Source organism: Bacillus sp. EB600, assembly GCF_024494385.1.
Taxonomy (GTDB): domain Bacteria; phylum Bacillota; class Bacilli; order Bacillales; family Cytobacillaceae; genus JAEVLT01.
Genome location: NZ_JAEVLT010000011.1, coordinates 45,382 through 60,198, shown reverse-complemented (window position 1 = coordinate 60,198; position 14,817 = coordinate 45,382). Strand labels below are relative to the sequence as shown.

15 protein-coding genes are annotated in these 14,817 nt (G+C 37.8%); 7 read left to right on the top strand and 8 right to left on the bottom strand.

Going from position 1 to position 14,817, the window contains the following annotated elements; translation table 11 throughout:
• Nucleotides 1–176: 176 nt before the first annotated feature.
• A complete protein-coding gene (locus JN080_RS13565; protein WP_256236551.1) occupies nucleotides 177–2,174 on the bottom strand; it encodes an oxidoreductase in 1,998 nt (665 codons plus the stop codon).
• A gap of 209 nt (nucleotides 2,175–2,383) precedes the next feature.
• Between JN080_RS13565 and JN080_RS13560 the strand changes: the two genes are divergently transcribed.
• From JN080_RS13560 to JN080_RS13530, 7 genes are all read left to right on the top strand, one after another.
• On the top strand, nucleotides 2,384–2,638 hold the full coding sequence (locus tag JN080_RS13560; protein ID WP_256236550.1) for a TetR/AcrR family transcriptional regulator: 255 nt from the start codon (nucleotides 2,384–2,386) through the stop codon (nucleotides 2,636–2,638).
• A gap of 266 nt (nucleotides 2,639–2,904) precedes the next feature.
• Nucleotides 2,905–4,530, top strand: a complete 1,626-nt coding sequence (locus JN080_RS13555; RefSeq protein WP_256236549.1) for a PucR family transcriptional regulator — start codon at nucleotides 2,905–2,907, stop codon at nucleotides 4,528–4,530.
• Nucleotides 4,531–4,796: 266 nt separating this feature from the next.
• Nucleotides 4,797–6,056, top strand: a complete 1,260-nt coding sequence (locus JN080_RS13550; protein ID WP_256236548.1) for an MFS transporter — start codon at nucleotides 4,797–4,799, stop codon at nucleotides 6,054–6,056.
• A gap of 40 nt (nucleotides 6,057–6,096) precedes the next feature.
• Nucleotides 6,097–7,281, top strand: a complete 1,185-nt coding sequence (locus JN080_RS13545) for a M20 family metallopeptidase (RefSeq protein ID WP_256236547.1) — start codon at nucleotides 6,097–6,099, stop codon at nucleotides 7,279–7,281.
• Between the two features lie 353 nt (nucleotides 7,282–7,634).
• The gene (locus JN080_RS13540) at nucleotides 7,635–7,796 is read left to right on the top strand and encodes a hypothetical protein (protein WP_256236546.1); all 162 of its coding nucleotides are present in this window, start codon (nucleotides 7,635–7,637) and stop codon (nucleotides 7,794–7,796) included.
• On the top strand, nucleotides 7,797–7,970 hold the full coding sequence (locus JN080_RS13535) for a hypothetical protein (protein WP_256236545.1): 174 nt from the start codon (nucleotides 7,797–7,799) through the stop codon (nucleotides 7,968–7,970).
• Nucleotides 7,971–8,098: 128 nt separating this feature from the next.
• The gene (locus JN080_RS13530) at nucleotides 8,099–8,341 is read left to right on the top strand and encodes a helix-turn-helix domain-containing protein (protein ID WP_256236544.1); all 243 of its coding nucleotides are present in this window, start codon (nucleotides 8,099–8,101) and stop codon (nucleotides 8,339–8,341) included.
• A gap of 414 nt (nucleotides 8,342–8,755) precedes the next feature.
• Here the strand turns inward: JN080_RS13530 and JN080_RS13525 are convergent, their stop codons facing one another.
• From JN080_RS13525 to JN080_RS13495, 7 genes are all read right to left on the bottom strand, one after another.
• Complete coding sequence (locus JN080_RS13525; RefSeq protein WP_256236543.1) at nucleotides 8,756–9,247, bottom strand: OsmC family protein; 492 nt, start codon at nucleotides 9,245–9,247, stop codon at nucleotides 8,756–8,758.
• A complete protein-coding gene (locus JN080_RS13520) occupies nucleotides 9,240–10,421 on the bottom strand; it encodes a cobalamin-independent methionine synthase II family protein (protein WP_256236542.1) in 1,182 nt (393 codons plus the stop codon). The genes JN080_RS13525 and JN080_RS13520 overlap by 8 nt, the downstream gene beginning before the upstream one ends.
• Nucleotides 10,422–10,543: 122 nt before the next feature.
• The gene (locus tag JN080_RS13515) at nucleotides 10,544–11,359 is read right to left on the bottom strand and encodes a phosphate/phosphite/phosphonate ABC transporter substrate-binding protein (protein ID WP_256236541.1); all 816 of its coding nucleotides are present in this window, start codon (nucleotides 11,357–11,359) and stop codon (nucleotides 10,544–10,546) included.
• Nucleotides 11,360–11,382: 23 nt separating this feature from the next.
• Nucleotides 11,383–12,510: an acyl-CoA dehydrogenase family protein gene (locus JN080_RS13510; protein ID WP_256236540.1), complete on the bottom strand. Its 1,128-nt coding sequence runs from the start codon at nucleotides 12,508–12,510 to the stop codon at nucleotides 11,383–11,385.
• Between the two features lie 190 nt (nucleotides 12,511–12,700).
• Complete coding sequence (gene rlmH, locus JN080_RS13505) at nucleotides 12,701–13,180, bottom strand: 23S rRNA (pseudouridine(1915)-N(3))-methyltransferase RlmH (protein WP_256236539.1); 480 nt, start codon at nucleotides 13,178–13,180, stop codon at nucleotides 12,701–12,703.
• Nucleotides 13,181–13,281: 101 nt separating this feature from the next.
• Nucleotides 13,282–13,443: a CxxH/CxxC protein gene (locus JN080_RS13500; protein WP_256236538.1), complete on the bottom strand. Its 162-nt coding sequence runs from the start codon at nucleotides 13,441–13,443 to the stop codon at nucleotides 13,282–13,284.
• A gap of 91 nt (nucleotides 13,444–13,534) precedes the next feature.
• Nucleotides 13,535–14,788 carry a S1C family serine protease gene (locus tag JN080_RS13495; RefSeq protein WP_256236537.1) on the bottom strand — a complete coding sequence of 418 codons (1,254 nt, stop codon included), beginning with the start codon at nucleotides 14,786–14,788 and terminating at the stop codon, nucleotides 13,535–13,537.
• Nucleotides 14,789–14,817: the final 29 nt, after the last annotated feature.

Sequence of the window (14,817 nt, the reverse complement as noted above, 5' to 3'; positions counted from 1 at the left end):
CATGCAACAAAAGTTCATCTAGGCATTCAAATAACTAAACAGCACCTTTCCATAAATTAGAGGGTGCTGTTACCTTTTTCGCAAAAATCTCATTTACTTGTGGTACGGTTCACTTAAAGATTGAAAGAGGATGTCCTCTTGCTGCGGGCATCCTCATTTTTAATAAAATCTATCTATTAAATATTTCTTGCTACCTCATATGCATCCCAAATAGCATACATGATATTTTGTACTTGTCTTGCATCGCCTAGAAGATGTACTTCTGGAAGATCAAATCTAATTTCTTCGTATAAATCCTTTTGAGAGTTATAGCCTACTGCAAGGATAGCAGAATCAGACTTAACTATTTCTTCACGGTCGCCGGATTTCAAAATGAAGCCATCTTCGGCTGCTCCGGTTACAACGGTATTAATTCGAAGATCAATACCTTTAAATGGAACAAGAGCCTTCAGCATATCTGTATTGGCATGGCACAATGGACCGCCGACTTTTAGAATATCACTTTGCATTTCTACCAGTGTTACGTGTTTACCTTGATCTGCAAGCCAGAGGGCTGTTTCACATCCTACCAGTCCACCGCCGATAATCACGGTAGATTCCCCTGTATCCTTTTTACCCTCAAGCACTTCCTCAGCAGTATAAACATTATCAGCATCTGCAATCGTAAATACTTTCGGTGTCGAACCAGTAGCAACAATCACTACATCGGCGCCAGATTCTATAACCATTTCTTTGGTCACTTGACTATTTAAATGAAGTTCAATATTCAAATCTGCAAGCTCGGTTTCATACCATTTTGCCAATAGGTGGTCATCCTCTTTAAAGTCCGGAGTCCCGCCAGGAATAACATTTCCTCCTAATCTAGCCTTTTTCTCATGGAGAATTACATGGTGTCCTCTTAACGCCGAAACCCTTGCAGCCTCACAACCGGCAACACCGCCGCCAATAATAAAGATCTTTTTCTTAACGGAGGATGGCGCTAGACTATAATCCAATTCACGCCCTGCTGCCGGGTTAACCGCACAGGAAACCGAAGCGAAGTCCTGAAGTCGTCCCATACAACCTTCCTGACAGGATAGACAAGGACGGATTTTTTCAATTTGGCTTGCTTGAATTTTGTTTGGAATAAACGCATCTGCCAGTAATGGTCTGCCCAAGGCAACAAAATCCGTTTGGCCGTTAATGATGGCATCGCTGGCACGGTCTGGGTCATCCATTCTTCCTGCCGTAATAACCGGAACCTTTAAGATGCCTTTTAAAATTTTATTATATGGCAAATACAAGCCTTTTTCTTGGTACATTGGCGGATGTGCCCAATACCAAGAATCATAGGAGCCAACATCACCATTAAAGGCATCGTAGCCTGCTTCTTCCAAAATCAAAGCAGCTTCCATACCTTCTTCAATGTCACGGCCTTTTTCCTCAAATTCTTCACCAGGCAGCCCGCCGACTTTCCAATCCTTGATGAAGCTCTTAATGCTGTAGCGAAGGGATACTGGATAATCCTCACCACACTCGGCTTTTATAGCCTGAACTATTTCACAGGCAAATCGCAATCTATTTCTTAAGCTGCCGCCATATTCATCAGCCCGGTGATTGAAAAATGAAATGGCAAATTGGTCGAGTAAATATCCTTCATGAACGGCATGAATTTCAATACCATCAAAGCCTGCCTTTTTGGCAATCGCTGCGGATTCTGCAAATTTCCTTACGTATGTTTTAATTTCTTCAACTGTTAATTCACGGCATATGACATCCGGCAGCCAACGATGGGGAATTGGTGATGGAGCTACCGCTGTTTTTCCGACGATTGATGGAATACTGACACGGCCAAACCCCGCAGATAGCTGCAAGAAAATTTTTGCCCCATAAGCATGAATTCGTTCTGTCATAATTTTTCCTGTACTAATAAAATGGTACGGATTTAATGTCGGACAAGGCATGGAAGGCAGAGCACATTTTTCAATTTCATTTTCTACCATGGTAACTCCAGTCATTATAAGTCCAGTCCCGCCTTTAGCCCGTTCAACATAATACTCTATTCCGCGTTCATTAAAGGTTCCGTCTTCATGAACAAAGCCTGCTGGCCCCATCGGCGCCATAACAAAGCGATTTTTAATTTCTAATTTTCCTATTTTCATTGGTTCAAAAAGAACTTTGTATTTTTCGTTCATTACCCATTCCTCCAAATTTTTATCAAAAATCTCACTGAATGGATTCGGTGAATGAGTTCATTATATTCTCGTCTAAACTAAAAATCAGTGGATAATTTGTGAATTATTTCACTAACTTTAATCATTTTATGAACTCTTTATGCTAATTTGACATGGGTATTTTTTTGCCTAATAATTTAAATAAATTTATCAAATAGTCTGGAGAGTCTTTGACGAAGGAAAAAGTGTTAACAAAACGGCAATTGCAAGCCATTCATAAAAAAAGCGAAATATACGAAAAAGCAATTGAATTGTTAAAAGAAAAGGACTTTCAGAATATTACAATCGAGGAGACTTGCGGAAATGCGGGAGTTTCTGTCGGTACTTTTTATCATTATTTTTCTACGACTGGTGTCTGCATGATGGCAGCTGCAATCTTTGGAACGAATGCGGCAATGCCAGAAACGGTTGGTCTTTATATTTAAACCATGAATACTTCCGCATCGTAATTTTCTAAGCACAGTACTACTTAGGGCTTCACTAAGTTTGTTATCTCCAGTTCTACTGTATGATGCACTCCAGCAAGCCTCCCTTTAAATCCAAATAATAAGTCAACAATAAATGATAATATTTTTGGTCATTATCATACACTAATCATAATTCCTAGATTTAGTTTTATTCATTCTTATACTATGTCTTGATATTGATTAAAAAATAACTAATAGATTTTATAAAGAAAGAAGTTGAAATCATGGGTATTTGTGTTAGAGATATGCTTAATTCGGAATTCTTCAAAGGTTTCGAACTACTAGCAGGTCACGGAGGGCTTGACAATCAAATTCAAGGTTTAGCCACAATGGACGCTCCAGATGGTTTTGGATGGCATCACGGTCGAGAATGGCTGATATCAACGGGTTATGTATTTTATAAAAATCCAGGTTTAATCGAAAAGATAATCGAATCAGGTGATTTGAAAAAAGTATCAGCTGCAGGTATTAAATTAGGAAGATACATAAATCGCATTCCAAATCATGTCTTAGAAGCCTTTAATGAATATAATATACCCCTAATCAGTATTCCATTTGAGTATTCTTGGATGGAGATCATGAATCAACTAAATGTTCTTGTTATGAATAGAAGCATTAGACAATTCAATATAAGAAATATTAATCCTTACAACTATTCTAACCTGTCCTATCAGGTGAGAAAAATCTATAAAATACTATCCCAGATCGAAAAACAAATGAACTTTCCTGCCATGTTGTATGATTTACATAATGAAAAAGCCTATTATAGTTCTCCAGCTTTTCAAAAGCTATCTGGTCATCTTGAAATGGAGGACTTTTGGCAGCCTTCATTTGATTACAAGAAGGAAATGCTCTGTAATAATCTTGGCATGGTTCGAATTCGATTCTTTGATGAAAAGTATGACAGACCATATAGTTGGATTACAGTCCCGATTACAGTTGGTGACAAGATAAAGGCATACTTTGTAGTGGTTGAAGCTACAGGTCTTATAGACTATTTTGACCAATTTGCTTTACGGATTGGGTTTGTATTACTTCAATCGCTATATGAACAAATGCTAATGGCACAGAATATTGGGGACGCAGGCTTTGAAAAGTTTATTGCGGATTCCTTATCAGGGAACCTGTCAAATAATGAATTGATCGCTAAGCGTGCCGGAGAATTAAATATAGATATAGGTCAGAGTTATTATTTTATTTTAATGACGCAAAATAACAGAGAGATACAACTATCAAGTTATAAAGATATCGTGAAGAATACATTCTATACAAGTATTCATTACTCAGGTATCAGAATGGCGGCTATCGTTAATGAAAATAGCTTTATTTTTCTTGTTCCAGAAGATAAATCCCTTTCTTCTGAAAAAAACTTAGAACTAATTAAAGAGTACTTCAAGAAACTATGCGTAAGATTAGAAAAAAAAGTAGAAAATATAAGTCTTTGGTTTGGGATTTCTGATATAAGCGATACAATATTTGAAATTAAAAGAAACTATTCAAGATGTGAAAAGACTATATCTAATGGTAAAATTCTATTTCCTAACAACAATTACCTTGTTTACTCAGATTTAGGGGTTTTTGCATGGATGGAGATTCAAGAGGATGAAATCGAAATTATGCTTAAGGATTTGAAGGAGATATTTAATCAGGAGGATAGCATGGAGTTAGTGGAAACCTTGAAAGTATATCTTGATTGCAAAATGAACTATAGCCATACTGCAAAGAAACTTTATATTCATATCAATACGGTAAGAAAGAGAATAGAGAGTATTAAGGATAGAATTCATTTAGATTTAGAGGATCCATTAAATCGATTAAAGTTAGAAATTTTACTCAAGCTGTTTAACTGATTTGTGGAACCTGCCTCCCAAAAAAGACTATCTCATTTTTGTAGTATACTGTTTTGTGAAAAAAATTTCATTTTATCGATTAAATATTAAAAGTTTTAACATTACGTAAGCGCTATCAAATTGAGTACAATATATTTATAGTTCAGCTGAATATTAATTACCTTGTATTTTAGTACTACAAGATGGATTTATGAACAGAATTTAATGAGATACTAACTTAAAATGTAAGCGATTACCACACGTTTTAATAAATAGGAGGAGCTAGTATGCCAGGTAGAAAAGGAATATTTTATGGATGGTGGGTTGTTTTAGCGGGTCTTTTATTAATAACTATAACAGTTCCATTTACAAGTGCATTAGTTAGTCTCTATATGATTCCTATAACAAAGGAATTCCATATTCCGCGAAGTGCCTTTACATTAACGACTACTGTCATTGCTGCATGCGGTATTCTATTATCTCCAGTTGTAGGAAAAATGGTTCAAAAATATAATGTGAAATTGATCTTATCCATAAGTATTAGTGTGTTTGCTCTTTCCTATATGTCCTATGGATTAGCTCAATCCGTATATCACTTGTATATTTCAGCAGCCTTTCTTGGTCTATCCTTCGCATTCTGTGGAAACCTATCTACACAGATCATTATTGTTAATTGGTTTAAAAAAAGTAGAGGATTAGCAATGAGTATCGCAATTTCTGGTATTGGTTTAGGCGGTTTCATATTGAGCCCTATAATCGCAAATCTCATTATGAACTATGGATGGAGACAAACCTATTTTATTATGGGACTTGTTATCTTAATTGTAGGGCTACCTATTGCATTGTTTATCATGAAGAAAACTCCTGAAGAGATTGGTTTAAATCCCTATGGAGCAGATGAAGTTGATCAATCCGAAAATCCAAAGGCTGAAATAGAGGTAGACATTACCCCAGCTGAAGCAAAGAAAAAACCATTTTTCTACATCTATCTGGTTGGAATCTTTACCATTGGTTTATTTACAACTGGTTCTCTGCAACAAATAAATCCATATGTCAGTGACATGCATGGAATGGCTTACGCTGCTACAATTGTTTCGATATATTCTTTATTAGGGATTTTCGGTAAATTAATTCTTGGATGGCTTAGTGATAAACTTGGTATTATTAAATCTGGAGCAATCGGCTACTTAGCTATATCGATATCCTTTATCCTTTTATTATTTGGACAACATAAATCCCTTCTAATCATTATGGCCCTTTTCTTTGCACTTGGAAATGCTGTTGCAAGTGTTTCAATTCCTCTTTTTGCTAGTCATATATTCGGGACTAACAATTCGGGGGTAATGATGGGAATAACAAATAGCGCTTTTCAGGTAGGCATGGCCTTAGGTGGAGTAATTACTGGGGCAGTATATGATGTTATGGGTTCATATACATGGGCATGGATTGGATTAACCGTTACCGCTTTACTATCCATGGTATGTATTTTGTTATCCTATTCCATTTCTAGAAAGAAATATTCAAGTGATGTAAAAAGTGTTGCATAGACGCACTCTGATCGAATTAAGTCGAAAAGGAGATAGTAACATGAAGAATCAATTAATGGAAATGTTAGAATCCCGTAAAGATGAAATTATCGAAATTCGCCGTTATTTACATGAAAATCCTGAGTTATCTTTTCATGAAGAAAAAACGGCTCAATTCATTGCTGATTTCTATCGTGGAAAGGATGTAGAGGTTCAAAGAAATGTTGGAAATGGCTATGGAATGATCGTAACCATTAAAGGAGGAAAACCGGGAAAAACAATCGGATTCCGTGCAGATTTTGATGCACTGCCCATTTTGGAAGAAACGGATGTACCTTTTAAATCAAAAAATGAAGGTGTTATGCATGCGTGCGGACATGATGGACATACCGCTTACCTTTTAGTTCTTGCTGACTGTCTGATCCAATTAAAAGCTGAGATTGCCGGGACGATTAAAATTATTCATCAGCATGCAGAGGAAGCACCTCCAGGTGGAGCAAAAGGAATGGTGGAATCTGGTCTATTAGACGACCTAGATGCTATTTTTGGCATTCATTTATTCCCTAATAAGCCAGCAGGATCTATTGGATTCCGCAGTGGATATGCGATGGCTGGTAGAACCTATTTCAAACTGAAGATTCAAGGGGTTGGCGGCCATGGCTCTTCTCCTCATATGGCAAATGATTCAATTGTTGCTGGAGCACATTTTGTAACAGCTATTCAAACGATTATTAGCCGTCGATTAAATCCATTTGATGTTGGGGTTGTCACGATTGGTTCTTTCGACGGAAAAGGGACTTTCAATGTCATTAAAGATAGCGTTGAACTTGAAGGTGATGTACGCTACATGACAGGTGAAACACAACAATTGATTGAAAAAGAAGTTCACCGCATTGTAAAAGGGATTGAAGCGGAGTTTGGGGTTAGCTGTGAGTTGACATATACTGCAGATTATCCGCCATTATACAATGATCCAACAATAACAGCAGCTGCTACATCCTTTATTGAAAATATAGACGATCAAGATATTAAGGAAATCTATGAAGGACCAATGAACTCTGGATCAGAAGACTTTGCCTATTATCTTGAAAAAATTCCTGGGTGTTTCTTTTACATTGGATGTAGGCCAAAAGGAGTAGAAAATGTCTATTTTAATCATCATCCAAAATTTGACATTGATGAAGATGCTCTTTTAGTGGCCGCAAAAGCAGTTGGACAAGTTGTCTGCGGCTATTGCGAATCATAAGAACACCAGTCCATTAAAAGTGAAAAAGAAGTTAACGACCACATATAGGTTGTTAGCTTCTTTTATTGTTAGCATGTTGACTATTATAAAAATCTTTAACCAATCTAGCTACAAAAGCACATGAATGAATCAAAAAACTGAGAAAAAATAAAATGGCAGCAATCTCCTTTTAAGGAAAACAGACGTTTTTCTTCAATAAGATTGCTCTTGTTTGTTTATATGAAATGATTAAAATGAAGAAGTTTACGGTCTATGATAAGTTCTACTTCTTCAACTTCATCCGTATCAAAGATTGTGGTTGAACATCCTGTATCCAAAAGCACAACATCCAATCGGAAATAGTAGAAAAGGAGTTGCGTTTATTAAGCGCAGAGCCGGAAACAACAGGAGTAGAAGATGTTGAACTTGACCCGGAGTTAAAGCAAAAATTATTATATACAAAAGGGGACATTGCAGAATGCAAAGTTTTTTCTACTGATGAAATTTTAGAGATGATTGAGCAAGGTGAGCTATAAATGAAAATAAAGTGGACTAAACAGGCCTTGGAAGGATTTAATAATATTCAAAGTCAGCATTTCACTTCAGTTGAAACAAAAGAATATAAAAAGGATTTAGTTAAAAGAATTCAAGGGAAGATTTCACTTCTCGCAGCAAGAATACCTACGGATAAATCCATTTGTTGTTCTTAAAATACAGGGCATCCAAAATATTCTTTAATCTGTTGTCGTTACGTATAAGCGTACCACTTTTTTCTATTTTAAAATGATATTTTTGTATTATAATTAATAAACTGTCATGAAAACAAAGGATGACTATAATGAGTAAAAAAACCGTTGTTAAAATTAAAGAACTGATTAAAAAGAATCAGATCTCACTTGAGGACTTATCCAATCTATCAGGTATTGAGTACGCCACGCTATGGGAGTTGGCCAACAACAAGAGGCAAATAATTAGTTCCAATCATATTGAGCGAATTGCAGAAGTACTTAGGATAAAAGATATTAGAGAAATTATTGACTTTATTGATTCCCCTGACCAAAATCCATGTTCTAAAACTTAGATATAAATCTTATTGATAAACCCTCTCTCGAAGCGAGCAAAATCTCCTTCATCTGCCTTATGAAGGACGAAATCACCTCTCCGAACCCGCATAATGTCCTTCATCCGTTCAATGAAGGACAAAAATACCCCTCTGAACCTAGAAAATGTCCTTCACCCCTTCTATGAAGGACAAAATTATCTCTTTTAACCGCATAATGTCCTTCATTCATGAAACCTTTTCCGGGTATTTATAACTTATTCAAAAAAACGGCCTCTATTTATGGTACGGTTCACCGTGATGGGTCTAAATGAGGTTTATTTTCCATAATCAACATAAAGCAATGAATAAGAATATTGTTGAATTAAACTAAGATTTTTGGGTATGTCTATGGTATTGTGGTATCGCATATTGTGTATATGTTGAATATGGCACCTATACAAGCCTTTTAAATTTGACCTCAAGTTCCATTGATCTTTTTAACGTATTGTAAATAGGAGAATTATTAAGCGCATTGACGCAAAAATCATCAAAATCATTGTCCTCAAGATCAACAAATAAAAAAACGGTTAAGGTTATTTTGCTGATAAACGGTTCTTCATCATACCCTTTTACACCAACCAAGGATAGAGGGTTTTCCAGTGAAAGGTTCAAAACCCCTTCAATTTCTTCAATCATTGGACCCCTTTTTTTCGACTGCTCTAAAAGCGTCAGGATGATGCTGCTTAAAACGGATCCTGCGAAATATTCAAGACTGCTGATTTGTTTGTCTTCTGAGTCAAAGCTGATTTGCTTTTCGATCTGAAAGCTGTTTTTGTTTGTAAATATTTTCACAGATGAGAGATTATTTGATGTCCCCCTAAAGTTCATATCAAAAATCCTGGACTCATATAATGTGTTTATTTCTCTTTTCGACTGCTTATTCATATTTGCTCCTTAGTACTGATGCTGCTTCTGTCAATGAGTGTATTTTGCCCGAGATATTTTCAAGTATGTTAACTGGACTATTTGAGAAAGTTGCAAAACCGCAATCAGGATTTAGCCATAATTTTTCCTTTGGAAGATAAGCCATGGCCTCTTCCGCTCTTGTAAGGATGGAGTCCAATGTCTCCATTTCATCTGTACGTGGATTAATCACTCCTAAACCAAGTGCGGTATCCTCAACAATCCTTGACTCAGTCAATATTGAGCTTAACTCCCCAGCCCTTGGCGTTGAGAATTCAAGTGTTAAAAGGTCCGGATTCACATTTGCAAATAACTCAAGCAGTGGTGTATATGGACCTGTCAATAAAATACTCTCATTCTTGCTCCAGTTGCCTCTGCAGACATGAAGAGAAGAAACTGTCTTGTGTTTTTCTATATGCTCCATAATCTGTCCAATCAGGGATCCTGCAAATTCAAGCTCCTCTGTTGGATCCTTTCTCTCGGATAGAGCTGCGCACATAAATGACCTTGGCTTTCCCTCTGTGAAAACAACCTCGGTCAGAACCGGTTCATCAAATTGAATCACATCGACCCCTATGTTGATAAGATTGTCTATTTCTTCCTTCATGATCTTGATAACATCTTGCCCAAGTTCTTCCTTGCTCCCATAAACCTTACCCGAGAGATTAGGAAGCCACATTGATCTGGTGAGAAGATAGGGACCCGGCATTGTGATCTTAACGGGTTTGTCGGTAAACTTCTTCATCATCATCAGCTCATTTGCGACAATATCACCATTGTAGTGCAACTTACCAACACAAATAGCATTTTTAATGCTGACTGCCGGAACATCGAGCGTGGTTAAAATATTCTCAAAAGCTTTTTTATCATCAATATAATCGAGCATTTCACTCATGCTCATCATTCTAACGCCGCCAATTTTATCGGAAACAAAGGACACATAGTTATCCCGTCCAAGTTCTCCACTTGTGATGATATCAATCCCTAAATCCTCCTGCAGCTTAATGACCTTTTGAGTCTCCCTCTCAATAAGCTTGTTGAAGTCATTTGGATCAATCGTCCTTTTTCTCATCATTCTGAGGGCTCTTAGAACCTCTTTTGATCTTGGCATGCTTCCGATTAAGGAAGTGGGAAATAGCGGTAATGGTCTTTTCATGTTTTTCATCTCCCAAAATGTATGTAAATTTAAAAGAGAAGCAGCGAAAAAAAACATGCTTCTCTAACTAAACAAGCCTAATAGGAATAATTTATCTTGTAACTCATTCATCTGGCATTTATTTATGAAAAGAAATTCAAATAATCATTGGCTTCACGTAATTGCTGAAATCCTGTGATTCTGCCTTCAACCCATTCCTTTAAACCTTCCATATCCATCATCTTCTTATGGGCCTCATTGTTATAGTCCATTCTATGAAGCACCTTTTGCCATTCTTTGAACCTTTCAGTTGGAAAATCAGGATGAGCAACGAAAATACAGTGATCAAACAAAGCCGTTGTATCAATGCATACCAATTGATTTTCATCAACGGTACCATCCTTCTTCCAAGCGTCCCAGTTCAAATCCAGCGTTACCGAGGCGTCTACAGTGCCTGTCAACAATGCTTTAATGGCATCCAGTTCTCCTCCGATGTGGTCACCATGAAGGCCAACGCCAATATCGAACCTTTTCTCCATGTAGTCTGCTCCATATTCAAGCCCATTATTATGCAAATGGTTGATTGGGATCAATCTTGCTTGTGGAGAGTCGATGGCTCCAAAGCCAATCGTCTTGCCCCGTAGCTCAGCGAGATTTGTGATGCCGCTGTCTTTTCTGACAATGAAGCAGGTCTTTCTGTCTCTGTCCGTATCTCTCATTGAACCCATCTGGCATTTTCCATCGGTTCTCAAATAAGCGTCCAACCATGCTAGAGGCGAATTCCAAGCAATGTCTATTTCCTTGTTCATTAATCCGTCAACCTGAGCTTCATAATCCTTATAGAAAAGGCATTCAATTTCAAGCCCTTCCTCTTTGAAAAAATCAGCGATGATCCCCCAGATCACGGTAACCCTCGGATCATAAATAACAGCCCCGACTTTTATTCTATCGTTACTCAATATGCCCACTCCTTCCTTTATCTTTATGGAATCATCTGACCTGTTAATGCTTTTCCAAGCCAAATAGCCAAAACGTCGGCATTTGGTGCCATAATTTGTCCGGCATAAGCATCTCTCAGAAGCCTTTCCGTAGGGAGAGACTTATTGTAAGCTTTTCCTCCGCCAACTCTCATGGCAAGCCTTCCACATTCGATTGCCGCTTCTGAAGCAAAGATTCTTGCCGCCAGAATCTTTGCAAGTGCATCAGCCTCACCGTTTGCACCTGCCCTCGCTGCTTCTAAAGTGATAGCTTTTGCGGCTGCTGCATTTTTATAAATATTTCCAATATGCACTTGGACTGTTTCAATATTAGAAAGGGTCCTTCCATCAGGATATTTCCTACCCACAGCATGGTTGCTGGTTATTTCAAACATATGCATGGCCGTACCGCTGTAAACTGCCCCTAGCCCTGTGACGAAGAATGGAGCTACCACGTTGAATACCTGCTCTTGGCCTGAACCTTCAGCACCAATGCGAAAAGATGAATCCAAGGTTACATGATCAATATGCATTGGGCAAGACGAATTACCCCTCAATCCAAAACCATTCCATTTTGACATATCAAAGGATAAGCCTTTTGTTTCCAGAGGGAATACCCAGTTGTTTATTTTTCCTTCTTCAACAGATGGTGCAAGAACGAGATAGTAGGAAGCATATGTGGCAGATGTGACCATACTTTTTGCTCCGGTAAAAGTCGTGTTGTCCCCGTTAACCTCAGCAGTCATTTGCGGTATATAGAAGTTCGTTCCTGTTCCGAATTCGCTGTAGGCTAACGCCATGAATTTCCCATTTTCTATAATATCTGTAAAAATCATCTGCTTTAGTTCGTCACTTCCATGAGTTAAAACACACATCAATGCGACATTATGCATCATGTAACAAAGGGCTGTAGTCGTGCAGGTCTCTGCAAATGCCAAACAAGCCTGGGCATGCTCTTCAAGTCCTTTGCCAAATCCGCCATATTCTTTAGGTATAAGCAGTTTTAAAAAGCCTTTTTCACCTAGCTCCTTGAAGGTTTCTTCAGGAAATCTCGACTCCTTGTCAGTCAATTCAGTGTAAGGCAGTATGTAGGACTTTGCAAAATCTTTGCCTTGTTGATAAATATTGTTCACATATTCCACTCCTGTATAAAAATTTATTATGGAACAATTATATATTACCATAATGTAAATGCTATTAGCATTAGACTAAAATGAAAAGCTAACAACAATTAATTTAGAACATTTATTAACCTACATTAGTTGGTAATCGACTTCTCTATTGTTATAATATTCCATATCTAAAGGATAAGAAAAACCTCATTTACTTATGGTACGGTTCACCACGATTTATCCGAAAAGCCCGATATATTTGTTCCACAAGGATCAGCCTCATTAATTGGTGGGGGAAGGTCATTTTGGAAAAAGAGAGCTGTTCATCTGCGCGTTTTACTACTTCATCACTTAACCCCAATGAACCGCCGATCACAAACGCAATTTTACTTCGGCCGTAAGTCGCTAGTTTATCAAGGGAATCAGCCAGCTGTTCAGACGATTCCATTTTCCCATTAATGGCCAAGGCAATCACATAGGCATCCTGGCTGATCTTAGCTAAAATTCTTTCGCCCTCTTTTTGCTTAACCTGTTCCATTTCCAGAGCACTTAGTTCCTCCGGTGCCTTTTCGTCTGCAACCTCAATTACTTCAACCTTTGCATAGGAGGTTAATCGTTTTAAATATTCATCTATTCCTTGCTTTAAATATTTTTCCTTTAACTTTCCGACCGTTACAATCGAGATATTCACAATCCACAGCCCTTTACAAAATGATTACAAACAATTTACAAACAAGATATCCACAGAACTTATCCACATATCCACAATTTTTATCCACATTTTGTGGCAGATCACTCGTTCGCCACAACATATGTAGCTTGTTTTTGACAGTATTCACAGGCTGTTGATAAGTTATCCCCAGTTATTTTGGTAAATAGGGGAGGAGTCTCACACTTATCCACAATTGTATCTAACGCAATTTCCACACACTCTTCACAACAATAAATCTTCATTTTTTCTTCACCTTTCAATGCAGAATCTCTTGGTATCATAACACAAAAAAAAGCAGGGAAGTCCTTTGTTGATAACTTCCCGCTTTTTTTCCTATTGTGTACGATCAGATACCAATTTTAAAGAAGTTTCTTTCAATTTTCCACTCCGATAAAATTTCACATTTAATTGGTCACCAATTTTCTTTTCCTGGTACAAATGCTTCCGCAGCTCAATGACATCATTAATTTTTTTGCCATCCATTTCAACAATGACATCCAGTTCCTTTAACCCTGCCCGGTCAGCCGGGGAGCCTGGAACTACCTGCCGAAGCGCTACGCCATAAGCTACATTAGTTGGGAGCTTTAATGCTTCTTGTTGATAATAGGCTGGAATTTCCGACACGGATTTTAGATCTACTCCCATATATGGCCGTTTCACACTTCCGTATTTTTCAAGGTCGGAAATAATCGGCTTTGCTGAATTAATCGGAATTGACAGGCCAATTCCCTCTACTGCCTCTTGGGAAATTTTCATTGAGTTAATTCCGATGACTTGGCCATCGATATTAATGAGGGCCCCACCACTGTTACCGGGATTGATCGCTGCATCGGTTTGCAGTACCTCTGCTTGCCAGTCCATAACGCCGTCCTGGTTTATGTCCATGGGAATTGTCCGCCTTAACCCGGAAATAATTCCTTTTGTCACAGACCCTGAAAAGGTCGGTCCTAACGGATTACCAATGGCAATAACCGGTTCACCAATTTTTAACTGATCAGAATCTCCAAATTCAGCAACTTGTTTTACTTTACTGCCGTCAATCTCCAGCACCGCTAAGTCAGTCCAGATATCACTGCCTAAAAGCTTTGCAGGAAGTTTCGTTCCATTGTCTAAGCTGATCTCAAGCTTCGTGGCTCCCTCAACAACATGATGGTTTGTGACGACAAATGCTCTGTTTCCTTGGTTTTTATAAATAACTCCTGAACCGGTCCCTGCTGCCTCTTCACCATTACTATTTTTGCCTGTCGCATTGTCAGACCATAAATTAGATGACGATGATTGGATATTGGTAACTCCAACAACAGCACTACTTGTTTTTTGAACAGCTTTGGTTGTGCTGGTATCGACATCGTATGCCACTTGTTTTTGAATAACCTCATTTTTGGTGTTTGTATTCAGGTTTGCGTTTGCATTATTACTAGGTTGATTATTCGGAATAACATCACGGTGTGTTAATGAAGGAAGTGCTATGAAAATAAGGAAAGCCCCTAATATAGCCCCGACTAGGCCAGCAAAAAAATAACCGCTCTTTTTTCCGCCTTGATCTCCTTTAAAACGTCCTTGTGAATGATCATCATAATAACCCAATTTACACCATTCCTCTCTCAAAAAAAGAT

Excerpts from the sequence above, each read along its gene's own strand:
- JN080_RS13565 (WP_256236551.1), bottom strand. The coding sequence starts at position 2,174 with ATGAACGAAAAATACAAAGTTCTTTTTGAACCAATGAAAATAGGAAAA.
- JN080_RS13555 (WP_256236549.1), top strand. The coding sequence starts at position 2,905 with ATGGGTATTTGTGTTAGAGATATGCTTAATTCGGAATTCTTCAAAGGT.
- JN080_RS13550 (WP_256236548.1), top strand. The coding sequence starts at position 4,797 with ATGCCAGGTAGAAAAGGAATATTTTATGGATGGTGGGTTGTTTTAGCG.
- JN080_RS13545 (WP_256236547.1), top strand. The coding sequence starts at position 6,097 with ATGAAGAATCAATTAATGGAAATGTTAGAATCCCGTAAAGATGAAATT.
- JN080_RS13535 (WP_256236545.1), top strand. The coding sequence starts at position 7,797 with ATGAAAATAAAGTGGACTAAACAGGCCTTGGAAGGATTTAATAATATT.
- JN080_RS13530 (WP_256236544.1), top strand. The coding sequence starts at position 8,099 with ATGAGTAAAAAAACCGTTGTTAAAATTAAAGAACTGATTAAAAAGAAT.
- JN080_RS13525 (WP_256236543.1), bottom strand. The coding sequence starts at position 9,247 with ATGAATAAGCAGTCGAAAAGAGAAATAAACACATTATATGAGTCCAGG.
- JN080_RS13520 (WP_256236542.1), bottom strand. The coding sequence starts at position 10,421 with ATGAAAAGACCATTACCGCTATTTCCCACTTCCTTAATCGGAAGCATG.
- JN080_RS13500 (WP_256236538.1), bottom strand. The coding sequence starts at position 13,443 with ATGAAGATTTATTGTTGTGAAGAGTGTGTGGAAATTGCGTTAGATACA.